The following is a 23,936-nucleotide window of genomic DNA, read 5'->3' on the forward strand; positions in this document are numbered from 1 at the left end:
TTTGATTCCCTTTTGAAGGTGGCAGGGAATGATTTTCTTTCTGAATCCTTACCGCAGGCCTTTGCTGCCTCAGCACTTTATCTCTCTCCTCCGCTTCGCCACCGCCGGATTCCCCTGGTAGATCGTATAGGGCTCCAGGTCCTTTGTCGCGACCGAGCCGGCCGCCAGCACGCTATGCGCGCCGCAGGTAACACCCGGACAGACAATGGCCTTCGCCCCCACCCAGCTTCCCTCCTCCAGCACGATCTCCCCCACCAGCAAATCGAAGGTGGCTTTTTTATAGTCGTGGCTGCCGGTTAGCAGCATGGCCCCCTGCGACAAGGTGGTGTTGTTTTGCAGCACCACCTGGGTCAGGTTATCGATCCAGACGTTCTCCCCTATCCATACATGATCTCCAACGGTGAGCAGCCACGGATACTTGATGTTAACACCCGGCTTGATGTCCACGCCTTTGCCCACGATGGCACCAAACAGGCGCAGCAACCCGATTTTAACTCCACGCAGCGGGTTCAGCGGGTTGATGAAGAAAAGCACGTTCACCAAATACCACAAGGTCCGTTTAAACGCTCCGGCTCCCGGGTTATACCAGTCGTTGTTGTAGGCGGCTTTGTTGACGTGCTGTTGCTGCTCGGCGGTCTTCATGCTAGCTGACTTCTCTAAACATTTTCCGATTTGATTCTACAGCAGCCTTATCATTCACATACTGCTGCCCTAGCTTGAAAGCATTGTCAGACCAGCTGTTATACGCTTCCTGCCGCATGTGCAAAAGGTTTTGAAGAGCCGCTACAAAATTACCCTTTTTTTCTAACGGGAGCGCAAAGCCAGCTTCAACTTCCTCTAAATCCTTCCATGGGGTTTGGTCGCTAATAACTACAGGGCAGCCACTGCACAAACTTTCCAGAATAATATGTCCGAAGTTCTCCCCACGTGTGGGCATAAACAAAACATGGTATTTTTTTAAAATAGCAGCTACTTCATTGCTCGCTATACTTTGTTTATAGGTAACAACCACATTCGGAGGCAGCTTCTGAATTACATCCTGGCACTCTTCCCAATAATGCACGTCGTAGAGAGGGCCATAAATATCAAAAACTACTTCTCCTGTTTTACCAAATTGCTGCAGGACGTCGAGGGCATATTTAAGGTTCTTCTCAGGCGAAATGCGAGCTACACTAACTATCCTTAAACTGCCCGCTACCTTCTGTCGATTAGCATTTGACTTGGAGTTGAAAACCTTCGGCAAATTAGGCGCTACCCGTACCGGCGTTGTTGCACCGACAACTTTTAAGATGTCGCTTCTCTCCCCTTCATTCGTGGCATGAAAGGTAACATGGCGGTATAACCGAAGCGTCTTTATAGCTGCTAAGAACAGCTTCTTTTTATTTCCTTTAACGTTTATGGCACTTCCGGCAAGCATGCCACGAGCTGATACCACCACTCGTCTCAGTCCTAAACGCTTCAAAATAATAAGCGATAAGACAGAAAAGTAATAAGAATAAACACCATTAATAAAGCATACATCCGGCTTTACGCTCCATATTACTTCATGAAGGTTTTTGTAAGTCAGCTGTTGGGCTGAGAAATAATACACCTGCAATCCTTCGCTCAGCTTATTCCACTCATTTGACTTTATCTTATCATACGGTTGAACCTCGCAGTAATCTGTATCTCGGGTAATGACAAAGAAATCAAACTCGTCCTTTAAATGCGCCACCAGGTTAGCACAGGACTGTATGGGCCCTCCCGCTTTATACCCAGGTATAAACCAATCAATGGTGATTAGTACCTTCTTCTTTTTACTCATTACAACATGCTTTCATACAAGGCTAGGTACATGCCTGCAATAATCTCTGGACTGTACCGCTTTGCATTATGTACCCCTCTCTCAATAAGTTGTTCCCGGAGCAAATCGTTGTCGATTAACTCAAGTATGGCTTCCCTTATTGCTGAACAATCAAAGGGATTTACCAAATAAGCGGCATCAGCGGCTACTTCCGGCATAGCACTTATGTTACTTGTCAACACAACTCTTCCAACAGCATTCGCCTCGATTATTGGCATGCCAAACCCCTCAAAGGTAGAAACAAAGGTTACAATATCCGCATGAATATATTCATCTAAGAGTTCCTCATTACTTAAGCCAGTCTTATTGCAATATTCGATTCGGTATTGCTTTAATAAAGCTTCCTGTTGTACCGAAAGTTTACCTACAATCGTTAACGTGCAGCTTAAACCGGCTAGAGCCGGAATCAACATTTCAAGGTTCTTATTATACTTTGTACCAATTTGGAGCAGATTGGGCTTTTCTTTATTAAACTCCTTATAGCAGTACTGATAAAGGTTAGAAACAGGATTAGGAATCACAATTATTTTTTCGGGAGAGACAGCCACCTTTTCCAGTAACTTCATTCTGGTCTGCTGCGATACAACTGTGATTTTTCCGGCAGCTTGAACCGGCAGCTTCAGCCAGAATAAATTAAGCAGGAAAGATGCAATAGGATTAGGCCGCTGCAGTGACTCCACATCATGTATGGTTAGAATAGTTGTTCTCCTGTTAAGAAAGAGTGCCACAAAATTGATGTCACCTGTTATGTGGTTCACGCGGAGGCTTTTGTTCTTTTTCACCTCCTGCAGTAACCTCCAGCGATTGAGTACTCCTGTGCTTTTACTTTTCAATATGTGCAGTTCCGCCTTTGTGCCCTTTTGAATGTAAGGATACAAGGTCTGGAAAAGATTTTCGATACTGAAAGCATCCGGACGGGAAGGTCGTAAAAAGAGCTTAATCGCGTTCAACACAGATATACTTAAAACTTAACTTATTTTATACCATCCACAAGGGGAGTATTAAATCTCAACCTTCAAAATATTTCTAAATCCATAGAAAACCAGTACCATCACGATAGAGGCCTTTACTAGGTAATTTAAGGTGGTGGCTAAATCAGTTTCAGCCTTAACAACTTGCAGAAACAGAAAAGGAATCCAGAATATCAAGGTGGGATGGCGTATACTCTTTAATAATATGTAGCGCAGGAAAAGGCTAAAGACAATACCGATCAGGAACATAAACAAAATTCCCCCGTTCCTGCCATAGTTGCCATACCCTTCTCCCAATAAACTAATGTTCATACTTGTTCCTTCCTGTAATACGATGCCGGTAAACCGTTCCATTTTTTCGCGGCCTCCTGCTACAACTGCTTTGTCCGGATCTAAAAAGCGTGGTAACAAGGTAGCACTAAAGGCACTTCTCACCGTTTCCCCTTTTGCAAAGGGCTGTACATATGGCACATAATTCATGACCCGGGTTATAATCCAGCCTTGGTTAAGCCTGGTTATGGTAAGCTCGTTCGCTTTCGCATCGAAAAGCACATCCGGTGAAAAAATTCTATCCTCTATCATCCCAAAGAAAACTTCTGATTTGCTAAAAGCATCTAAGGAAGTATTTGCCCAGGCAATATCCCTATATTGATACTTCACAGATTGCAATACAAACACCAGAAAGAACCCAACAAGCAGGACAGTGATCTTTAAGGCGAGACTTATTTTATTTTTGATACAATAGATAAACAAAAAGAAAAAAGTCCACAACAGCAGATCGTGGAACAAAGCATGCACCATTGCGTCAAGAAGTAATGTCCCGAAAACCAGATAAAGTATTGTATTGTTTCTTGATTTATTTAAATACAAATAAAAACAGCCAATAAACTTTAACTGTGAGAGTAGGTATAGAAAGAAAAAAAGGCTTGCGGGGGCAAAAGGTGAAATCAGGGATGAAAAAAAACCTATTCCTATCAAATAATAAGCTCCTTTTACCTTATCCTTAAGCACATTGCTCATATTGCTAAGAGCCGTTTGAGGTAGATGATGCAGCCCGGCTAGAGGTAAAGAAAGGCCGAGATAAAAAAGAATGACTCCCGGAACAGCAAAGCTCATATATTGCTCTTCCGGAACCTGCATCCCATAGAAGGGGTGATTGATGCCAGTATAATAGCTCAGGATTGGCCCTACAATCCATTGGAGAGAAGCCATAAATACGATAACAAGATGTATAGGGATTCCCTCTCCAAAGCCCAGCAACAGGCTATTTAAAATGAAAAGCGAAAAAAGGGCGCCTGTAAGTGCAAGAAAAGATAATGAGGTAAAAGCAAGCAGTAATCCCCCTACCAGGAATAACGAAGAAACTTGGTAAACCAGTTTTTTAGAAGCCTGATCTGCTAAACTCATAAGTTATAATAGGCTAAGCGGGTGGCTTAAGTCGTTTTAAATAGCTCGGAAACTATAGAATCACAAATATGCATAAAACTCCAGCTAGCAATAATAGTCCTTGATGTATTTCCCATGTGATTTAACTCTTCCAGAGTTTTAGAAGAGCAAGTCTCCAATCTATCAACTAAACATTCGGTTCTATCTGCCTCAAAGATAAACCCATTTTTATTTTCCTGCACCAGATCAATAGCGCTTCCCACTTTATTACTGGCAATAACAGGCAAACCACAGGCCATAGCTTCATTCAGGCACAAGCCCCATGTCTCACCAGGTCCGCTGGAAGGCAAAACCAAGACATTCCCAACCCTGTAAACAGCTGGCATACGGGACTGATTTTGAAATGGAAGAAAGTATATATTACTCCATCCTTTCGCCTCTGCTTTCAATTCATCCTCTAACACTCCATTCCCGACAAATAGCAGGCTACTATTCGGATTGTTAAGCTTTTTGAAAGCTTTCATTAGCAGTAGAGGGTTCTTCTTCTGCTCGAACTTGCCTGTAAATAAAAAAGTAATATGGCTGTCGGGGATACCCAGCTCCTTCCTTATTAATACACTTTCATAACTATGTAAAGCATCGTCTCCGAACCTACTATTATCAATGGCATGGGGAGCAAACATTAAATTCTGCTCTTTTACGCCATGTTTTAGGAAATACTGCTTATTATTAGTGCCGACGTAAAAGGCTTTATCAATATACCTATAGGTCCAGCAAAGCATTATTCTTCTAAGGAGAAGTTTAACCCCTCCTGTTTCATCCAATAAGGTAGAGTCGCCTCTGAAATAAACACGGACTTTATTTTTAAAGTACCTTAATACTTTCAGGTGGCTATCAAAACTCCATCCATATACAAGAATATCAGTGGGAGCAAATTTTTCAATTTCCGGTATAATGTCTGGATTGATGACGCCTCTGAAATAAGAAGTTCCCGGATTTTTCGAAACGTTCTGCAGGAACTGATATTCATATCCCTCCAGCAACGGTATGTCCCAGGAAATCTTTTTGCCAAATCCTTTGTCTATCACCTCTGCAGCAGACATACCCAGCGTGTAAAAAACTTTGACGGCTAATTTCTGGTCTGCTGCCAGCAGCTTAAAAACGGGCGCATTATATTGAATAGGGTGAGTTGTAATAATTGCTAACTTCACAGGTTAATATTATATAAGCCAAAGTCCATTCGTAATTTTGAAGACAGAAGCTTGCCTCTTACAAGTAGCTTTATAAAGTTCTTCAAGCTTTTAGCTTTATTAATTTCAAAAATAGCAGATTGATTATTCCCGCTTAAAATATATATAATACCATAGTATGGAAAAGCAGTTATGTTCACTTTATGCTTTAAGAATATTCTCTTTTTCAGATATCCATGTGATCCAAATAAACTAAAATCGAAAACATCTTTGCTATTAAAATCAGGAATAGAAACTAAATCTTCTCTTAAAATATGTGTTGAACTATTTATTAAATTCATTTTAGAAGGTTGTTTCAGTATATATTTTCTTCCTTCTACATAAATATATCCTTTTTCTATATACCATCCAGGTTTCTTTAGATGCAGATGTGAGTTTACAAATTCTGCAATTGAACGATTGACTAGGTCGTCACCATCGACCTGCATTATATAATCACATCTATTTTCTTTTGCAATCTTGCATCCATAGGAAACTTTTCTTCCTTTGTCCATTTCACTAACCAGCCCCCAATTTGATTTCGACGCAATGTTATTGTGAGGGTTGTTCTTATCAATTATTTCCTCAAGCGGTAAAAACTGATATGGAAATTTAATTAACCGCAATTTGGGATCATCAATATTCAGTTCTGGCTTATCTGTATAAACTAAAAAAATCTGAAAATTAGAGCTAGTTTGGTTCAAAATTGATTTAATAGTGCGTTTTAAGAGGTGCACCTCTAATTCCCAATTCTTACATCCTAATTTAGGCCGAAGCGGCACAACGAAGGCTAACATTTTCTTATTTTACTAGAATTAATGGACTGCTATCTTTTCTTAAATTTCTTATCGTCTTACCTATTGCTTCAGCAAGTGTAGTATTCGTCGTAATAACTAACCTTCTCATACTAATTCATTCAGCTTCCGAACAAGGGCCCTTGCAGATGCTTTTGCCGAGTACTTCTCTAATTTATGTAGTTCTGGATGCCATTGAAAATGACCTTGAAGTATAAGGTTTAGTTTATCGGATATATCAGAGACTAATGCTTGCTCTTCATCTTGCTCCCTATACTTTACCAACAAACCCGCTGCATTACATTCCATCATCACCGTAACGGCACTGCTTTCCTCATGAAATATACCAAAGACCGGCCTCTTACTCAACAGCGCCTGAAAGGTTTTAGAAGCAGTATAATGCTTTTCTGTACTGCCTATGATCATAACAGCATAAGCGGCGGCTAAAAAGTTAAGCACGTGCAGGAACGGAAATCGCTCTCGCACCTCATGCACAATAGTTTCGAGGCCATACTGCTTTGCATAGTCGGCGATAGTTGTGCCACTATAAAAACCCGTCCCTAAGAAATACAGCTGCTTGCGCTTATCCCATCGCCCCTGCTCAATTTTGGCTTTAATAGCCTGAAACAAAAGCCTTACAAAAAGATGAGAGTTTGGAAGAAACGCACCCGCATATACCAAAGGTTCACATTCATTTCCTTCCCAGGGAAGTTTTAGATTGTCAACAACTATAGCGTGGTCGTTGGGGTCAAATCCATAGGGCATCCCAACATGAGCAACTGATTTATTTCGGAAGTTCCGCTCCAGAATGGGTGCATAATAGGCTGTGGAGACACCGGAAATTAAGGATGCTTTTTTTACTGCAATAGGCTCCAGCCATTTTGCCACCAACAAGCTGAGCTTTGACCTTATATCCTGCCGGTTACTAATGTCCCGGACCCACGGATCAATATAATCGACACCATAAGGTACGCCGGTTTTACTATGCAGGAGCCTGCCTAATAAAGCCGTATAGAATGACGGAATAGGAATCCAAATAAAATCGATTTGCTTGGAGTTGATCACCTTTTGTGCCTCCTTGTACAGAAAGGGAAAAGCTCGTAAACCTATGTCTCCAATTATTCGGGGCTTCCCCGCTTTAAACGCTTTCGTATAGATTACCTCAATATCTTGAGAAGCCGTCTTTTTTATATCTTGATCCGGTTTCTCTTCATAATATTCAGATGCAACCGTAAGAAGGACAGGCTGCCATCCCAGCTCCTTTAGAAAATTAGCAATTAGCCTAGGGCGATGCACACCTGCAAGGTTGGAAGGCACCCAATGCGGATAAATAATAAGAAGATTTTTCATAGGATGCTATTATTGAAAAGCCTTCCAGGTTTCTAAAAGTTTTACAGCTTCTCCCTCCCAAGCCAATTTACTCCCTGTCACAAATCGCTGCATCTTGTTGGATAAGATTTCTTCTTTCTGGTCTATCATACACTTAACTCTCTCTTCGAAAGCTTTACTTGATTGCCCAAAGGTAACTCCTAGCTGAGGATTTTGACGAATAAAAAGTTCTTGTGCTTTTGTGTCTGTTGCTAATATAAATAAACCAGCCTGTGCATATGCAAAGATTTTATTTGTCAGGCAAATATCCCGATTAGAATCCGCTGACTTTAACTCTAAAGCTAGTCCTATATCAAACCTCGAAAGTTCTTGATGTAACGCCTCTTGTGGAAACGGTTTGGTATACACTATTAATTCATCAAATTTCTTTAAAAAGCTTTCATAAAAGGATGGCACAAGATTACCTATTAATGTCAGTTGTACATCATCTCTATACTTGAATAGAACAGGTACAACAATTTCCAAGCCTCTGCCCGTTGCTATATTTTGGGAAAACCAGACAAAGCGAATCTTCTCACCAGAATACTGTGCTGGCTTTAGGAACTCAGTTTCTGAGAAAGCGTTATTAATGAGAAAATGATTTTGCTTTTGTAGGCCCGGCACCAGATCTGTGGCAGCTTTTCCGATGAGCGGACTGGCATAACTGATGTAGGTAGCTTTTGGTAACAGCTCTTTCATTAAGGTTTCACGCCTTGCCACCTCATGTCTGGCATCTGTAGCTATCGTCTCGCCCGGGTGGAAATCTTCTATGTCAGAGGCAAAGGGAATCTTATGCTGCGCAGCAAAGGAATATGCGGGATAAAGCGCTCCTAAATTGTGGCTTATAACTAAATCGAATTTATTAGGCAGGTGCTTTATATTCGATTCTAGGAGAAAGCTCCTCTTATCAGAGGCAAATGCACACAGTCTTAAAGGAAAGGGCAGAAGCCTGTGCAGTTTTCGTAATAGGACTTGCAACCCTGAAGCTAAAAGCCAGCTTCGAAATGCTTCCCGTGTCGCAGTAATGGCAATAAAATCTACTCTTGGTAACGACTTACGCAATCCTTCTTCTATTTCAGTTGTCCAGTTATCAAAATCAAAAAGAACAACAGTCGGAGTATATCTATTTTCTAGTGCAAGCTTTACTTCCTTCAGTAAGCGGGGATTAGTTGTGAGGTTGGCTGTGGTAAGAAAGAGGATGCGCATGAGGCAAAAGAAAAGCTTAATTATAAAGGTTTGATAACAAATATTTAATTCTTTTAGTAAGCCTCCACCCCAAAGCCCTTTTAAATACTTCCACGGCTCTTCCCCCAAGCACAGGAACAGGAACTTCTAAGTTATATTGCATATAAGCATCCCAGGCATCCTGGTATAGGTTCATATGTTTCGGATAATAGCCTACTGCCAATGTAAAATACTGCTTAGAGAATGCCTTCTTAAAAGCATCTTCATTTCTATGTTTTAAGAGGTAAGAGTGCTTTAAATGTAATGCATCTAATTCTGAACGATAATATGCCTCATTGCTGGTTTTTGTAATACTGGTGCCTTTTTCAATCTTCCTATAAAAAGTGTTTGCGGATGGAGTATAAATTACTTTACTGCTGCACAATACTGCTCTGGCAAAAAACTCCCCATCCTGATCCCTTAACAACTGCTCATTCCAGGGGCCAGCACACTCAGCAATTTTTCTGGAAACAAGCCAAGCACTATTTGCAATCGTACCTCCTACCATATCTTTACTGCCCCACAGAGTTAGCAAGAATTCGGCAGGGTTTTCAGAAGAGGTATAACAGGGTCCTTCATCAACCACTCTTCTTTCACTGCCATCAAGGTACTGATATAAATGAGTTGTTTTTGAAAATGAAATCGCGTCTTCCCCTGCAATTTCTAAGCTTTTTAACTGCGCTTGCAGGTTATTTGTGTCTAAAAAGTCATCTGAGTCAAGCCACAAGATATAATCTCCAGTACTAAGTTCGAAGCCATAGTTCCGAGCCCTGCATGCACCTTTACCCTTGTTCTTAAATAGGTTTATTAATTTAGGGTATTGATTTACATACTTTGTTAAAAGCATCCAACTTTCATCTATAGAATTATCATCTATAACTATTATTTCCTTAATACTTTCACCTTGATTAAGGCAGCTGTTTAGACACTCACTAATATATTTTGCACCATTATAATTAGGAATGATTACAGAAACTAAACTCATTCGAACTTATATTTTAAGAATAGCAATGTTAATGAAGTCTTAGAATGTTCTTATAATAGGACAACATTCTTTTACCTAATTTATTTTGATCAAAGTTTTCCTTTACAAAAAATTTTCCTTTCTCCCCCATATTTCTTCTTAGACTTAGACTGTTGTATAGTTTTAATATAGCTGAAGCAATTTCCTCATCATCTCTCTCAGGCACAAGAAAACCTGTTTCACCATCAATTAAGCTATCAGGTATGCCACCTGACCTACTGGCTACAACTGGCAAGCTTGCAGACTGCGCCTCTAATAGAACTAAACCCTGTGCCTCCGATGCTCCTTCTTTCGTGGTAACACTACTTAATAGAAAGACGTGTGAATTTAACATAGCTTCCAGCACTTCATCCTGTGGCTTTGATCCAAGAAAATTTACTCTTGCTGTTAAACTTAATTCCTCAGTGAGCTTCTTAAGCTCCAGATCAAGTGATCCACTACCTATTATTTGATATGTAATATCTAACGAATGTTCAAAAACTAACTTGTGTGTCGCTCTTAACGCATACTCAATTCCTTTAACTTCCTCCAAACGAGCTACAGTAAGGATATTGAAACTCTCATTGGCTTTGCTTCTGTTATTATTTTGTTTATCAAAAATTTCAGAAGAAGCACTGACAGGTATAACTGTTAATTTTGCAGGATCACATCCTAATGCAATCAAACATTCATAAGTGAATTTAGAATTTGCAATAAAGCCATTACCAGAAGTAAAGAGTGAGTTGAAGTTTTGGTATTCTCTTAAAATGTCAGGTAATTGGTAGTCATAACCATGGAAAGAAGTAATAATTTTTCCAACTAGTATACCCATTCTTTTAAGTTGGACCATATCATCACCAATAGGACCAAAATGACAGTGAATGATATCAAAATTGTTAAGTTCTGCAAAGAGCGAAGCTCGATAGAAATACTGCAGATTTAAAGCTTTATTTCCAAATTTAAAGTAATTTAAACTATTGAGAAATGTAAGTTTATTTCGTTTTATTACAATTTGCAGCAACATCTGCAGAAAACCTACATACTTTTTTAAGCTGTTAATTGGAAGGTATACCCCATAGTGTACTCGTTCCTGCAACTTGTATTTAATAAATTGCGGATGAAGCTTTTGTCTTGGATCAGGGCGGTAATAAGAGAAAATTTGTACATCAACACCAGCATCAAGTAATGCTGTAATCTGATTTATAATGAATGTTTCCGACAATTGCGGAAATCGATGAACAACAATGGCTACTTTTAGCAAAATATTAAAGACTTTTTAGTAGATATCGACTATTCTAGGCTTATTCAAAAAGCTTTTTTATTCTTTTTGCTGTACTTAGCACTTTCTGATTTCTTGCATTCCTTTGCAAATGCTTGTAAACTTTCGCTACTTCTTCTAATGTTAAAGGGCACTTTTCTGAAGCTAATGCTTCTTTCAACACATTTTGCCTTAATATAGCATATTGTTTAGAATAATCACTTTTTGATTCCTGATCTTCATGTGAACGATGCCATACCAAATCTCGCGGAAACTTAACAAGAGAATGCTCTTGAGAAAGTTTAAACCACATTTCATAGTCACCAATCATTCTTTTGCCCGAGAATCCTCCTACTTTATGGAAGGCTTCTGTCCTAATGATAGATGAACCTGGAGATCGATTGAAATGAGCATACCCTTTGAAGAAATGTTCTAAATATGCCTCTCTAGGAAAAACACATGCAGGGTAAGATTTGTTATGATCAGGACTTGAACTCAATCCATACCCAGCATGCGGGAAAACTTCCATCGACCTTACCATGACATCTAAGCCATGCGGGTAAATAAGATCATCTGAATCTAAGTATTTGATATACTTTCCTATGGCGTATGATGCAGCCTTATTACGGTTTGGGTAATCCCCAAGGTTTTGCTCATTTACATAAACCTTTATACGTTTATCTTTTGCAGCATAAGTTTTAGCAATTTCTACAGTTCCATCTTTAGATTGGTCATCTACAATGATCAATTCAAAATTAGAATATGTAGATTTTAACATACTTTCTATTGCTTCTGTAATGTATTTTTCCCGATTATAGGAAGTCATCAAGACGCTAACTAATGGACTGTACTGCATTGAAAAATGTGTATTATAACTACCTCTTAATATTTTGTTGTCCTTGAGGCGGCCTTCCGCACTCTTCATCATGAAATTTGTCTAAAGCATCCTCACCCATCCTCAAATAGCGTGCAGCATCTCTATAAGCCTTTGTTGCTGCATTCATTCTTCTCCAGTTGAAGGTTATCCATAAAGGGCTAACTCTATATTTAAAGTTCCTATAGATTACTTTCAAGTATTCAGCAGTGGGATATCTCAGTTTTCGAAGATACCCAAAATTCTTGTAGGTGTGGTATAAAACCGTTAAAGTCCTCTTATATATATAATTATAGGTACCGTGATGATAATGGTAAACCCTGCAACTATAGTCGTATACAACTTTTTTCCCATCTAGCACTACACGTTTAATCCATCTCATGTCTTCTCCGAAGCTAACTTCTTCAAAAGGATATTCTAAGAGAATACTCTTCCTGTACATGGCATTTACATTGTCCCAGCCACAAAGGCTATGTAATTCAACAGGTAACATGGCTGCAAGCTTCTGCCTGTCTTTAACCTCTACTACTTTGGGAATAGGCTCGCTAAAGGACCTGAACCATTCATGTGGATTCTTATCAGGATCATGAGGTACAATTTGCTGTCCGCATACCCCAACTACTTCCTTGTCATGAAGAAAATGGTTTAACATCTTTTCTATCCAATCGTTACTACTAGCATACGCATCCTGTACTGTTAGTAGTACAAATTTCCCTTTTGCTTCAGACGCTCCTAAGTTCCTTGTAAGGCCGTGATTAAATGTATGAGGCAAGATTTCAATAATTCGCACAAAGTTGAACTGAGCAGCAATAGCCAAGGTATTATCTGTGCTCCCAGAGTCTATCAATATTACCTCTAACTTTTTGAGCGTTTGTTCCGAAATTGCGTTCAGGCATTTAAAGATAGTTGAAGCGCCGTTTTTAGTCGGGATAACAACTGAAACAAGAATGTTGTCTTTCAAATTTTTATTTCCTCTGTATATTTTATATTACCTAATGTATTGGTACTACCAAGAAAACGATTACTAGTTGGGCGAACTGCTAACTTTTGTAACAATGGTAGCTTGTACAATTTCAGCCTCTTTGCCCAATAATATAATTTTAATTTACTTTTATCAGATGTAGAAAACAGATTATATCTATGCTCATAGTTGAGTAACTCCTTAGCTTCTTTGATATGATTATTGAAGATGGTGCTACAAATAAGATCAAACCCCATCTGTCCAAGACCTTTATTATACATTTCCTGAGTACCTACCTCTATCGCTAATTTTAAGGAGCTTTTAAAAACTTTAATCCTGCTTTTGATTTTAGGAAGAGAGTTGAAGCCTGTTCTAGAAATACTAACATCTGAAAGCCTGATAAAGATATCGGGAGATAAATTCATCAATTTTTTGTATGAAACTTTATTCATAAAAGCTCTTAAATGAAGCTCCACATCTTGCCATAGCAACAGTTCCTCATCCCATTTACCAATGTTGATCAATGTTTGTCTTCTCCATAAAGGGCCTGTTGTCTGGCAAATCGCATCCCCAATCATAACTCTGGTGGCATCATCCATTTCTTTATCAATATTCCATAGCAATCTGGTATCGTCAGGATGATCACGAAACAACAGCATTGGAAAAATCAGCATATCTGTATCTGGATGTTCCTGTGCAGCTTTGAGACGTTGTTCAATACAAAATGAAGCTAACAGATCATCAGAATCAAGAAAAATAAGGTATTCTCCTATGCTTTTGTCAATGCCAATATTCCTGCATGTTGGAGCGCCCTTGGGAAGACGATCTCGTTGGTAGACCTTTACACGCGCATCTTTGGAAGACAAGGTTTGAAGAAATTGCCAACTGTTATCTGTACTACCATCATCTACTATTATCCATTCCCAATCCTTGCTTGACTGTTTAAATATAGAGTTAGCAGCTTCTTTTATTAAATCTGCACGATTGTAATTTGGAGTGATAATTGAGATCATCAATATTTAAGATAGCTTCCTACCTTTCTTGATATATTATATGAACGTTTAATAGAATGTAACTTTTTAATTGCAAAACTAAAAGTCAAAAATTCATCTTTAAACTTTCTGAATTGTCTAAACATTAATAGCTTTATCATGGAATTCGTAGAAGACACAAACAGATTTAATACATTGAAAGAAAAAGATGCTTCAACGTTTTTCAATTGTATAAGTTTATCAACGAATAACCTTTTCTGATTAAGAACATAGTTAGAACTATCCCTATCGTGATAAATGGTTGCTTCAGGTACTATACCAACTTTAAATCCGTGATAATGTATTCTATTAATATAATCCCAATCTTCGCCATAGTGGGGGAATAATGGATCAAATAGCCCCACCTTTTTTATACATTCTACAGACAATAACCAAGCTGCAGCATTAACAAATTTCGTTTTATAAATGCACTTTCTTTTATTTAAAAAGGTATCCGAAATCAATTCCGGAGTATCGATTGGATTGATGTAGTATGAAAAATTGAAGTCAAGCTTAGTTCCATTCCCGTTATAGTGTACAGGACTTGCCAAGCCAAAGGCTGAGTTCCTTTGCAGCTCCTCTACTAATAATCTAATAGTATCAGGTTCTATCCATGCATCTTGATTCAATAAAAATATATAATCAGCTTGTAATTCAATTGCCTTTAGAATTCCGATATTATTGGCTTTACCAAATCCTGCATTAATATGATTTTTTATAAGTAATACTTCAGGGTAATGTTCTTGAATAAAGACTACAGTTTCATCAGTAGATAAATTATCTATTACAATAGGAGTCACGCTCACCTGTGATTCCTTTAACCGGCCAATACAGTGTTCTATCCACTTCCTACCATTGTAGGTAACAATTACAACAAAGATTCTCATTTTTAAATGCTTATCCAGAGGGAAATGTTCAATTTTATAGGATAGGTTTGTTGAAAAGAATCTTAACGATGTTTCTTATCCTATTTTCCCTTATATATTGTTGCCTTTTTTCATATTGAGTCAATTTTTCAATTGCTTTTAAAGCATATGCAGCATAAGCCGCCTGATGTTTAGCAACTATATAATCTTTATTAACTGCATGATTAGGACCAGAGTCTGTGCGAGACAATGAATTACTTAGAGTGCGATATTGAAATCCTACTTCTTCAAGGTAATAGAACTTCTTATTATTAAACATCATTCTTAGCCAGAGTTCCCAATCTTCATTTCCTCTGAAGGGTATATCTTCGTCGTAGCCTCCTACTTCAATTAAGTCCCCTTTTTTTATAAGAGCACAAGTATCAATTTGATTTCGGTTTAATAGCGACAGTTCCTTTAGTTTGCCAACTTTCCAAACACCTTCTTTCTCCCCAATATGCTCTACATCCGTATAAACGACTGATAAAGTACTGTCCTGCTCCAGCAAATCGTAAGCTTTCTCAAAAACCGAAGGGAAAATTTTATTATCAGCATCTACCGGAAGAATATACTTACCTCTTGCAGCTTTTATACCAGTATTTCTAGCTGCACTTGGCCCCCCATTCTTCTGATCAATAACAATAATGTCCTGCCTTTTTAATTTGTTCAACTCATTAAGAGTTCCAGAGTCAGTTGAGCCATCATTAACAATTATATGTTCTATCGGGATTTTCCAGTTATAATTTCTAATGCTATCAACAGTTTCCTGGATGTATTTCCCATGGTTAAAACATGGAGTTATGATGGATATCAACGGGAGTAAGGACGACATACTAGTACTAACGGAATAGATTGTTCAATGCTAAAATTTGAATGAAAACATTGATTTAATTTTCAAATACAATCTCATAAATCGGGAATTAGCTAAAGCTTTGTAACGTCCTTTCATGCTATTGTATTCTTCATAATCCTGATAGAAACGACTATATTCTTTTTGTAACACCTCTCTCCTTTCTTTTAAAACGATATCCCAACTTCCAGCTTCCGAACTAATACCATCAAAAGCAAAGACTGAGACTGCTTTATCAACATATTTGATAGATGCATTCTGCTTGCAAATAGCTTCTACATAGAACTTCCAATCAGATGATATTTTTAGCCTTTCATCATACAAACCTACTTTGTCAAATAAACTTTTTTTTATAAAAGCTCCTCCTGAGTGAGGAATCGTATGCTTAATGAAATAATCAAAGGTAGGAGATGCAGGATACTTCTTTTCCCACTGTTTATCAGATTCCTGGATTAAAAGATTACCATATACTATATCTGTACCATCCAAATATTTTAACATAGAATACATAATGTCAGGATCAATTAAAAAATCTCCTGAGTTCAGAAAGAACAAATAATCACTAGATGCTTTAGTAACACCTTTATTCATTGCATTATATATTCCTTTGTCTTTCTCACTTACCCAATAAGATAAGCGCTCTGTATACTCTCGAATGATTTCAGCACTACCATCAGAGGATCCACCATCAATTACAATATATTCAAACTCTTTAAAAGACTGCGAGAAAACACTATCAAAGGTTTTCTCTAATCCACACGCATTATTATAGTTGATTGTGATAATACTTAACTTCATATTTAAATATAAGAGCTTATCCTTATTTTCGATATACTATAATTTTATGATGTTAGAGAAGAATACCAAACATAATAGAATGGGAACTATTAACTCATGCCTGAATTACAAAGGATATTATCGTATAATTTTACATAATTCATAACCTGTTTTTCGGAAGAATAATTCTGGTTAATTTCATTCCTAATAGTTTCAACTATAAAAGATTCCTTATTATAGGTATAGCTTAGAATAGCTTCTTGTAGATGTTTAACAGAAAAGCTCTTTGAAGTTATTCCATTCCTGTTGTTTTTAATGACATCTAACATTCCTCCTACGGGAGTTGAAATAACAGGTAATCCACAAGCCATAGCTTCTAACATAACATTCGGCAAATTATCTTCACGACTGGGAAGTACAAACGCGTCGGCTGCAGAATAAAGCAATGCTAAAAGATGTTCATCTCTAATAGATTCGATAAAAAATATTTGGCTATCGTATGCTTCTTCTGCTTTATCTTTTGCTCCTACAGCACAAAAAACGACATCAGTACGTTCTTTTAAGTTACCAATTACTTCAAGAAGTAAATCAAATCCTTTTCTATAGTTATTGACGTTATCGCTTATAAATAAAATTATTGTTTTGTCCTGAGGTAAACGGAAGACTTCTCTTGAAAAAAATTTATCAAGGGGCCTAAATATCTCTAAATTGATTCCATTTGGAATTAGGTGGTGCGGGAATGATCCTAGCACTTCGCTTTTCTGAGATTCTTGCAAAAGCCAATTTGAGAGGCAAACGATATGTACGTCCTGTGCATGGCTTAATGCTTCTCTTTTAACATTTCTATAATTCTCTTCAAGGTCATAAAGTTGTTGGTTCCGCTGTTTATCGCCCAAGTAGTGAAATCCACCTTGGAAAGGATTCATATCGTGCAAGGTCCACACAACTGGCTTTTTATTTTTCCTGAAAAAGCTCGGGTAATCTAAAAAGTTTGCGACCCAGTGCAAATGTATAATATCTGCTTCCTGGTAATCTGGATGAAGTGTAATATCATACTCTGTAACCGGAGAAGAGAAAATTTCATAGTTACCCTCTGTTTTTACAACTTCTTTTGTTGTTTTTCTTTCGTAAATCCCGAGATTTTTAAGCTCGTTTTTTGAGCGATTCAATACTCGTTTAAGAATAGATAACCGAGGTCTAGGGATCTTAGCTAAATAGGCTGTAGAACTATCTAATGATAAGAACTTTGAATTGACATCAGCTGCAAGTAAGCCCTTGTGCAGCCTCATCGCCGCAATTCCCGCACCTCCTCGAGCGGAAGTGGATACGTGTAAGACCTTCATGCTATTATGAATGAATCAAAAATATACTCAGCATATTTAAGTCTATTAGTAAAACAGATTATAGATCGCCTATCCATTAAACTGGCTTTTCCATTTCGCTATAGATTCTAATGGTAAGTTGATAGGAGAAAACAACTGCTTACCTTCAATCCACGCAATTATACTTTCAAAATCATCCCTTTTGACAACAGGTAAGTTAATGTCCTTACTTATTTCCAGTGCGCGATTATCAACGGCGATAATTAGAGCATCCATATTTCGCTGAAGGCACTTTACGCCCCCATGTAGCCTTGTGCCTATATAATCTACATCTTGTGAGAGCATATCATAAAAAGACTCGTTAGACCTGTTAATAATTTTTATAATGCTTTTATTCTTTTTATAGGAGTCTAAAGTTTTTATGTATTCCTCATCTCTACTGCCTTGAGGAAAATAATGAATTCCATTGGTATAAAAATTTACTAACAGATCTATTAGCTTGTTATCGAGTTCAGGGTTCTGATTATAGTCTGTAAGAGTAAATAAACAGCTTTTATTAATTTTTCTTTTATTTACTTCTAAGCCTTGTAATTTCCAGGAAGTAATACAACTAGTGTTAAGCGTATTATTTATACCCATTTTCTTCATTTTATCGAGCGTGTATCCGTCTCTGACTGAATGAAATCGTTTGCCTGATAAAACTGAACTATAAAAGAACTTGGTTGTGAAAGTGGGGTTATGTTGATACTGCCACCATCCTACACCTAATAAAATCAAATTACTTAATCCTGGTAAATAGTAATAAAATCGACTCCGGCTTACTTTCCATTGGTTATATGTTTTTAAGTCCGACGAAAGTAAATTACTGCCCCCAATAAAAGCATATTTGCTATCCTTAATTAGTCTTTTATGTTTAGGCTCTAAATAATCATGGGTTGATATTCTGATGATTTCATCATTCGGGAATAGTTCTTTTATGATGTTTGATACAGATTCATAAATAATAACATCACCCAAGTTATTAGATAAAGTCCCTTTTTGGTCCTCTAAAGAAGGATCTAAAAGTGCTATGGTAGAACTCATATAAGAATAGGTATACTAATGGTTTAAATGTTTAACTGTCCAATCATAATTGACAATCACAGAGCCAATGTCTCTTCCTGCCAAGTTACTATGTTTAGAACCTGTTTCAACAATTTCGAATCCTAAAGCTTCTTCCTTTAGATCAAACATTTGAATATTAGGAATATGTATTCCTGCACTTATATAATAACGTCCTGGAACAAGAAACATACCTGGTATAGTTACTTCTGCTTCAAATTCTCCTGATCTGTCATTCGTATGAGGGCAGTAAAAAACTTTTGAACCATTTGAGTTAAATACAGAAAAGGATACCGTTAAACCAGGGAAGTTTTTCTTTATAATATACTTGCACTTTATCTTGAAAGAAGCCCTAACATCTACTTCATGATTTGGCAAGTCAGAATCACCCGGAATAACTGAAAAGCTTTCATAATAAGCTTCTGAAAGAGAAGCAGGAAATGTTGCCATTGCTGTTTGCCTGTTCGGTGAAGCCAAATACCGGGCAACTGCTTCGTCCGTAGCACCTATAAAATTAACAGTGCCTTTGTCTAAAAGTACGCAGCTTGTGCAAAGTTTATTGATGGCGGCCATGCTATGACTGACGAACAAAACCGTTCTGCCTCCCCCTTGGCTCACCTCCTGCATCTTACCGATGGCTTTGTTCTGGAATTCAGCGTCACCCACAGCCAGCACTTCATCTACTATCAGTATTTCCGGCTCCAGGTGAGCCGCCACTGCAAAAGCCAAACGTACGCGCATACCCGAAGAGTAGCGTTTAACAGGCGTATCAATGTAACGTTCCGTTCCAGAGAAGTCAATGATTTCATCCAGCTTTGACCTAATCTCAGCTTTGGTCATACCAAGTATTGCTCCATTCAGGAAAATGTTCTCCCGGCCTGTTAATTCATCATGAAAGCCAGTACCTACCTCCAGTAAAGAGGCTATCCGGCCTTTCGCCTTAATGGAGCCTGTAGTAGGGGTTGTTACGCGTGAAAGCAATTTTAGCAAAGTAGATTTACCCGCACCATTCTTACCAATCACACCTAATACCTCTCCCTGCTTTACATCAAAATTAATGTCCCGCAGTACCCAAACGTACTCGCTATTGCCTTTGGAAGTGCGGTCATTTACTTCTCCTACCTTCAGGTAGGGGTCTTCTTTACCACGCACTTTGTGCCACCAGCGGTTTATATCATGAGAAATAGTACCTGTTCCTAGCTCCCCTAGCCTATACTGCTTAGACAGATTCTCAACTTTAATTGTTGTACTCATACTTAAACATTAAACAGTATCCATAAAGGACTTCTGAACTCTATTAAAAACCAGAACTCCGGAAACAAAAACCACCAAAGCAAAAGCTGTAGTGTAACCAAGGTACAGCCACGGCAACGTGCCTGATCCCAGGAAAGCATATCGAAAGGTTTCAATGATGCTGGACATAGGGTTAGCTAAAATGATATATTTATACTTAGCTGGTATTTCTGAAATAGGATATATGACGGTGGACGCATACATAGCCAGTTGTACGCCAAAGCCTATCAAAAATTGCAAGTCGCGGTACTTGGTTGTCATAGCTGAAATTAGCATACCAAAACCAAGGGCAAGCACCGCCATCAGTATGACCAGGAAGGGTAATAGCAGTACATAAAAGTTCGGCTGCACATTAGCATCGGTTAACAGGTAATAGCCAAGTAACAACAGAAACAGCCCCAACTGCACGCCAAACTTTAGCATATTGGATACCACGATAGAAAGGGGGGTAATCAACCTAGGAAAATACACTTTACCAAAGATGCCCGCATTGCTTGTAAACGTACTGGAAGTAGAGGACAAACAGGATGAAAAGTAGTTCCAGCATGTAATACCGGCCATGTAAAAAAGCAAATGTGGCACTCCACCTGTAGCTATACCGGCTATTCTTCCAAATACAAGCGTAAAAGTGATAGTAGTAAAGAGGGGTTGGAGGAAGAACCAAATAGGCCCTAATATGGTCTGCTTGTAAACAGCTATAAAATCCCGACGCACAAACATCTGCAACAGGTCGCGGTAGCGCCATACTTCCTTTAGCTGTAGATCGAAAAGACTGGAGCTCGGTTTAATAACTATGGTCCAGTCTTCTTCCTCTACGGCTGCACCGTTTGCACCCCCTTTAGGAGATGTGTCTACTGCTTTCGCCGCTGCCTCTTTATTTACTGTTGTCGTGTCGGTACTCATTGCTAAAATTAGCTGCCTGTATATTCTTTTGTTGTGTTGATTCCTACCATCCTTGGCCTCTTAAACGCCCTTCTCGTTAGCTCAAAACTTGCGTATTGCAAATCTAAAGCGGGAATTTTAGCCCCCTACCCTCAAGAGGGGAATTGGAATGCTAACATCCCCCTACCCCCTTCAAAGGGGGGCTTTTCAGAAAGAGTGGCTGAGGAACTTTTATTCATTGTAATTGAGCACTTTGTGGCCGCCTTCCAGCAGGTAGGTGTCGCGCTTGAAAAGTTCGACGTCCGCTTGCATCATGTCTTTCACGAGTGCCTGCAGGTCGTACTTCGGTACCCATCCGAGCTTGGTTTTGGATTTGGTGGCATCCCCGATCAGCAATTCCACCTCTGTCGGGCGGAAATAATTGGCATCGACACAGACCACCTCTTTGCCTGTTTCCAGCTTATACTCCGGGTTATGGCAGGCAGCTACATAGCCTTTTTCGTTTACCCCCTCGCCTTTAAAATTAAGCTCGATGCCCACTTCGGCAAAGCTCATTTTGATGAAGTCGCGCACGGTCGTTGTTACGCCGGTAGCGATTACATAATCTTCAGGCGTATCTTGCTGCAGGATGCGCCACATGGCGTCCACATAATCTTTGGCATGGCCCCAGTCGCGGCGGGCATCCAGGTTGCCCAGGTATACTTTGTCCTGCATACTGAGCGCAATACGCGCGGCCGCCCGGGTGATCTTGCGTGTTACGAAGGTCTCGCCCCGCAGCGGTGACTCGTGGTTAAACAGGATGCCGTTGCAGGCAAACATGCCATAGGCTTCACGGTAGTTCACTGTAATCCAGTAAGCGTACAATTTCGCCACGGCATAAGGCGAACGCGGGTAGAAAGGCGTGGTTTCGGACTGCGGTACCGCCTGCACCAGGCCATACAGCTCAGAGGTAGAGGCCTGATAGACCCGTGTCTTTTCTGTGAGCCCCAGAATCCGGATGGCCTCCAGGATACGGAGCGTGCCCAGCCCATCGGCATTAGCGGTATACTCCGGTGTATCGAAGCTGACCTTCACATGGCTCATGGCGGCCAGGTTATAGATCTCGTCTGGCTGCGTTTCCTGTATTACCCGGATGATGTTGGTCGAATCTGTCAGGTCGCCGTAGTGCAATTTGAAGTGGATGTGCTTCTCGTGCGGGTCCTGGTACAGGTGGTCGATCCGGTCGGTGTTGAACAGAGAACTGCGGCGTTTCAGGCCATGCACTTTGTAGCCTTTTTCTAAAAGGAGTTCCGCTAAATAAGCGCCGTCCTGTCCGGTAATGCCTGTGATAAGGGCTGTTTTCATATGTATAGCAATAAATCTAAATCTTATTATAAAGGGAAGCTGCCTGTTCTACTATTTTTAATTCCTTCCGAAGCAGGTTGGGATTTAGCTGATGCAACTTTTTAATCCTGTTCATCCTTACAGCCTTGAAATTTTGATTCAGACAAAAATAAGCAATTAAGGGTCCAACCACCCCTGCCCCTCAGAGCTACGCTCGCAAGCTTCAAACTCGCGTTCTCGCTTGTCCAAGGAGGGGAGTTTTTTTCATCTGCCTTCCACTTTTCTCCGCTGTTTCAGTCATTTTTTTCCCGAACTTTTGCTGCAGGAGACTTCCTGGTTCCCGTATGCTGCTCAGGTTAATCTTAGTTTAGACTTTTAGGCCTGCACAAATTTACTTCTAAAATCGGCATACGCCAAAGCGATGCCTTCTTTTAATTCAATTTTATGCCGCCAACCCAGGCTGTGCAGCTTTGATACGTCCATCAGCTTGCGGGGCGTCCCATCCGGTTTGGTCGTATCGAATACCAGGTTTCCTTCAAAACCTGTTGCCTCTTTTACAAGCATTGCCAGCTCCTTGATGGTGACATCCTCGCCGGTGCCAACATTCACCAGTTCTCGGCCGGAGTAGGTTTTCATCAGGTACACGCACGCTTCTGCCAAGTCGTCTGCAAACAGGAACTCGCGGCGGGGGCTTCCGGTTCCCCACACCACCACTTCTGCCGCTTTCGCCTCTTTGGCTTCGTGGAACTTGCGAATCAGGGCAGGAAGCACGTGGGAGTTATGGAGGTCATAATTATCATTGTAGCCATACAGGTTGGTGGGCATTACGCTGATAAAGTCGCAGCCATACTGGTCGCGGTAGGCCTCGCACAGCTTAATGCCGGCGATCTTGGCAATGGCATACGGCTCATTCGTTGGCTCCAGCTCTCCCATCAGCAGGTAACTTTCTTTCAGCGGCTGGGGGGCCAGCTTGGGGTAGATGCAGGACGAACCCAGAAACTGTAGTTTCGTTACGCCTGCCTTGTAAGCCGCATGGATGATGTTGGCTTCGATCAGCAGGTTGTCGTACAGGAACTCCGCCCGGAAGGTGTTGTTCGCCTGGATGCCGCCCACTTTTGCCGCCGCCAGGAATACATAAGCGGGTTTCTCTTCGGCAAAAAAGTCAAAGACTGCCTGCTGGTTTCGCAGATCTAATTCGGCAGACGTTCGGGTCAGCAGGTTGGTATAGCCGTCCTGCTGCAACTTCCGGCAAATGGCAGAACCTACCATACCGCGGTGCCCTGCAATGTATATCTTCGCGTTCTTTTCCATATTAGTTTAAAGCAATGTACCGGCTTGTTTCAAAGGCTTTGGTCCTTTATTTGGTTCAATTTCCCTACTGTGGCGTGGGAGCATTAGCGGATCACAGATACGAAAGAGCAGAGGCAGATGTGGTACTTGCTCTTACGTTTTATGCTGTATTGTCCTTTCGGACCAGTAAAGACAGCGCCTTCACATTTACCCTATGTCACGAATCTGGAGATTCGCGGCTGTTATTTAGA

At 39.8% G+C, this 23,936-nt stretch carries 22 protein-coding genes; all 22 read right to left on the reverse strand.

The genetic code is table 11. The features are described 5' to 3' along the window. Nucleotides 1-69 precede the first annotated feature (69 nt). The 22 genes from ABDW72_RS14455 to fcl all read right to left on the reverse strand — a co-directional run bounded on the left by ABDW72_RS14455 (nucleotide 70) and on the right by fcl (nucleotide 23,706). Nucleotides 70-642 carry a WcaF family extracellular polysaccharide biosynthesis acetyltransferase gene (locus ABDW72_RS14455; RefSeq protein ID WP_347159292.1) on the reverse strand — a complete coding sequence of 191 codons (573 nt, stop codon included), beginning with the start codon at nucleotides 640-642 and terminating at the stop codon, nucleotides 70-72. Nucleotide 643: 1 nt separating this feature from the next. Beyond that, nucleotides 644-1,804: a glycosyltransferase family 4 protein gene (locus ABDW72_RS14460; protein WP_347159294.1), complete on the reverse strand. Its 1,161-nt coding sequence runs from the start codon at nucleotides 1,802-1,804 to the stop codon at nucleotides 644-646. Further along, nucleotides 1,804-2,796 (reverse strand): glycosyltransferase family 4 protein, encoded by a 993-nt coding sequence (locus ABDW72_RS14465; RefSeq protein ID WP_347159295.1) that lies wholly within the window; start codon nucleotides 2,794-2,796, stop codon nucleotides 1,804-1,806. The genes ABDW72_RS14460 and ABDW72_RS14465 overlap by 1 nt, the downstream gene beginning before the upstream one ends. Before the next feature lie 48 nt (nucleotides 2,797-2,844). After that, nucleotides 2,845-4,221 (reverse strand): hypothetical protein, encoded by a 1,377-nt coding sequence (locus tag ABDW72_RS14470; protein WP_347159296.1) that lies wholly within the window; start codon nucleotides 4,219-4,221, stop codon nucleotides 2,845-2,847. Between the two features lie 26 nt (nucleotides 4,222-4,247). Continuing rightward, nucleotides 4,248-5,411, reverse strand: a complete 1,164-nt coding sequence (locus ABDW72_RS14475) for a glycosyltransferase family 4 protein (protein ID WP_347159298.1) — start codon at nucleotides 5,409-5,411, stop codon at nucleotides 4,248-4,250. Beyond that, nucleotides 5,408-6,226 (reverse strand): glycosyltransferase family A protein, encoded by an 819-nt coding sequence (locus ABDW72_RS14480; protein ID WP_347159299.1) that lies wholly within the window; start codon nucleotides 6,224-6,226, stop codon nucleotides 5,408-5,410. Before ABDW72_RS14480 ends, ABDW72_RS14475 begins: the two co-directional genes overlap by 4 nt. A 105-nt stretch (nucleotides 6,227-6,331) precedes the next feature. Beyond that, complete coding sequence (locus ABDW72_RS14485; protein WP_347159300.1) at nucleotides 6,332-7,573, reverse strand: glycosyltransferase family protein; 1,242 nt, start codon at nucleotides 7,571-7,573, stop codon at nucleotides 6,332-6,334. A gap of 9 nt (nucleotides 7,574-7,582) precedes the next feature. Next, nucleotides 7,583-8,797 carry a glycosyltransferase family protein gene (locus tag ABDW72_RS14490; RefSeq protein ID WP_347159301.1) on the reverse strand — a complete coding sequence of 405 codons (1,215 nt, stop codon included), beginning with the start codon at nucleotides 8,795-8,797 and terminating at the stop codon, nucleotides 7,583-7,585. A gap of 16 nt (nucleotides 8,798-8,813) precedes the next feature. Beyond that, nucleotides 8,814-9,800: a glycosyltransferase family 2 protein gene (locus ABDW72_RS14495; RefSeq protein ID WP_347159302.1), complete on the reverse strand. Its 987-nt coding sequence runs from the start codon at nucleotides 9,798-9,800 to the stop codon at nucleotides 8,814-8,816. A gap of 28 nt (nucleotides 9,801-9,828) precedes the next feature. Next, complete coding sequence (locus ABDW72_RS14500; RefSeq protein WP_347159303.1) at nucleotides 9,829-11,079, reverse strand: glycosyltransferase; 1,251 nt, start codon at nucleotides 11,077-11,079, stop codon at nucleotides 9,829-9,831. A 40-nt stretch (nucleotides 11,080-11,119) separates the two neighbouring features. Further along, entirely contained in the window at nucleotides 11,120-12,004 is an 885-nt protein-coding gene (locus ABDW72_RS14505; protein WP_347159304.1) for a glycosyltransferase family 2 protein, read from the reverse strand. Beyond that, nucleotides 11,952-12,911: a glycosyltransferase family 2 protein gene (locus ABDW72_RS14510; protein WP_347159305.1), complete on the reverse strand. Its 960-nt coding sequence runs from the start codon at nucleotides 12,909-12,911 to the stop codon at nucleotides 11,952-11,954. The genes ABDW72_RS14505 and ABDW72_RS14510 overlap by 53 nt, the downstream gene beginning before the upstream one ends. Then, nucleotides 12,908-13,924 (reverse strand): glycosyltransferase family 2 protein, encoded by a 1,017-nt coding sequence (locus ABDW72_RS14515; RefSeq protein ID WP_347159306.1) that lies wholly within the window; start codon nucleotides 13,922-13,924, stop codon nucleotides 12,908-12,910. Before ABDW72_RS14515 ends, ABDW72_RS14510 begins: the two co-directional genes overlap by 4 nt. After that, complete coding sequence (locus tag ABDW72_RS14520; protein ID WP_347159307.1) at nucleotides 13,924-14,829, reverse strand: glycosyltransferase family 2 protein; 906 nt, start codon at nucleotides 14,827-14,829, stop codon at nucleotides 13,924-13,926. Before ABDW72_RS14520 ends, ABDW72_RS14515 begins: the two co-directional genes overlap by 1 nt. 34 nt (nucleotides 14,830-14,863) lie before the next feature. After that, a complete protein-coding gene (locus ABDW72_RS14525) occupies nucleotides 14,864-15,679 on the reverse strand; it encodes a glycosyltransferase family 2 protein (protein WP_347159309.1) in 816 nt (271 codons plus the stop codon). A 30-nt stretch (nucleotides 15,680-15,709) separates the two neighbouring features. Further along, nucleotides 15,710-16,495, reverse strand: coding sequence for a glycosyltransferase family 2 protein (locus ABDW72_RS14530; protein WP_347159310.1), 786 nt, complete (start codon nucleotides 16,493-16,495; stop codon nucleotides 15,710-15,712). An 89-nt stretch (nucleotides 16,496-16,584) separates the two neighbouring features. Further along, on the reverse strand, nucleotides 16,585-17,817 hold the full coding sequence (locus ABDW72_RS14535) for a glycosyltransferase (RefSeq protein WP_347159311.1): 1,233 nt from the start codon (nucleotides 17,815-17,817) through the stop codon (nucleotides 16,585-16,587). Between the two features lie 69 nt (nucleotides 17,818-17,886). After that, entirely contained in the window at nucleotides 17,887-18,879 is a 993-nt protein-coding gene (locus ABDW72_RS14540) for a polysaccharide pyruvyl transferase family protein (protein ID WP_347159312.1), read from the reverse strand. A gap of 15 nt (nucleotides 18,880-18,894) precedes the next feature. Beyond that, nucleotides 18,895-20,151, reverse strand: a complete 1,257-nt coding sequence (locus ABDW72_RS14545) for an ABC transporter ATP-binding protein (protein WP_347159313.1) — start codon at nucleotides 20,149-20,151, stop codon at nucleotides 18,895-18,897. A gap of 9 nt (nucleotides 20,152-20,160) precedes the next feature. Then, the gene (locus ABDW72_RS14550; protein WP_347159314.1) at nucleotides 20,161-21,093 is read right to left on the reverse strand and encodes an ABC transporter permease; all 933 of its coding nucleotides are present in this window, start codon (nucleotides 21,091-21,093) and stop codon (nucleotides 20,161-20,163) included. 210 nt (nucleotides 21,094-21,303) lie between these two features. Next, nucleotides 21,304-22,416 (reverse strand): GDP-mannose 4,6-dehydratase, encoded by a 1,113-nt coding sequence (gene gmd / locus ABDW72_RS14555; RefSeq protein ID WP_347159316.1) that lies wholly within the window; start codon nucleotides 22,414-22,416, stop codon nucleotides 21,304-21,306. Between the two features lie 354 nt (nucleotides 22,417-22,770). After that, a complete protein-coding gene (gene fcl, locus ABDW72_RS14560; RefSeq protein WP_347159317.1) occupies nucleotides 22,771-23,706 on the reverse strand; it encodes a GDP-L-fucose synthase in 936 nt (311 codons plus the stop codon). Nucleotides 23,707-23,936 lie beyond the last annotated feature (230 nt).

Source organism: Pontibacter chitinilyticus (genome assembly GCF_039748935.1).
GTDB classification, from domain to species: Bacteria; Bacteroidota; Bacteroidia; order Cytophagales; family Hymenobacteraceae; genus Pontibacter; species Pontibacter chitinilyticus.

Coding starts and splice junctions, on each gene's coding strand:
- ABDW72_RS14455 (WP_347159292.1), bottom strand. CDS start 642: ATGAAGACCGCCGAGCAGCAACAGCACGTCAACAAAGCCGCCTACAAC.
- ABDW72_RS14495 (WP_347159302.1), bottom strand. CDS start 9,800: ATGAGTTTAGTTTCTGTAATCATTCCTAATTATAATGGTGCAAAATAT.
- fcl (WP_347159317.1), bottom strand. CDS start 23,706: ATGGAAAAGAACGCGAAGATATACATTGCAGGGCACCGCGGTATGGTA.
- ABDW72_RS14540 (WP_347159312.1), bottom strand. CDS start 18,879: ATGAGTTCTACCATAGCACTTTTAGATCCTTCTTTAGAGGACCAAAAA.
- ABDW72_RS14470 (WP_347159296.1), bottom strand. CDS start 4,221: ATGAGTTTAGCAGATCAGGCTTCTAAAAAACTGGTTTACCAAGTTTCT.
- ABDW72_RS14520 (WP_347159307.1), bottom strand. CDS start 14,829: ATGAGAATCTTTGTTGTAATTGTTACCTACAATGGTAGGAAGTGGATA.
- ABDW72_RS14485 (WP_347159300.1), bottom strand. CDS start 7,573: ATGAAAAATCTTCTTATTATTTATCCGCATTGGGTGCCTTCCAACCTT.
- ABDW72_RS14515 (WP_347159306.1), bottom strand. CDS start 13,924: ATGATCTCAATTATCACTCCAAATTACAATCGTGCAGATTTAATAAAA.
- ABDW72_RS14460 (WP_347159294.1), bottom strand. CDS start 1,804: ATGAGTAAAAAGAAGAAGGTACTAATCACCATTGATTGGTTTATACCT.
- ABDW72_RS14490 (WP_347159301.1), bottom strand. CDS start 8,797: ATGCGCATCCTCTTTCTTACCACAGCCAACCTCACAACTAATCCCCGC.
- ABDW72_RS14545 (WP_347159313.1), bottom strand. CDS start 20,151: ATGAGTACAACAATTAAAGTTGAGAATCTGTCTAAGCAGTATAGGCTA.
- ABDW72_RS14550 (WP_347159314.1), bottom strand. CDS start 21,093: ATGAGTACCGACACGACAACAGTAAATAAAGAGGCAGCGGCGAAAGCA.
- ABDW72_RS14505 (WP_347159304.1), bottom strand. CDS start 12,004: ATGATGAAGAGTGCGGAAGGCCGCCTCAAGGACAACAAAATATTAAGA.
- ABDW72_RS14530 (WP_347159310.1), bottom strand. CDS start 16,495: ATGAAGTTAAGTATTATCACAATCAACTATAATAATGCGTGTGGATTA.
- gmd (WP_347159316.1), bottom strand. CDS start 22,416: ATGAAAACAGCCCTTATCACAGGCATTACCGGACAGGACGGCGCTTAT.
- ABDW72_RS14535 (WP_347159311.1), bottom strand. CDS start 17,817: ATGAAGGTCTTACACGTATCCACTTCCGCTCGAGGAGGTGCGGGAATT.
- ABDW72_RS14525 (WP_347159309.1), bottom strand. CDS start 15,679: ATGTCGTCCTTACTCCCGTTGATATCCATCATAACTCCATGTTTTAAC.
- ABDW72_RS14480 (WP_347159299.1), bottom strand. CDS start 6,226: ATGTTAGCCTTCGTTGTGCCGCTTCGGCCTAAATTAGGATGTAAGAAT.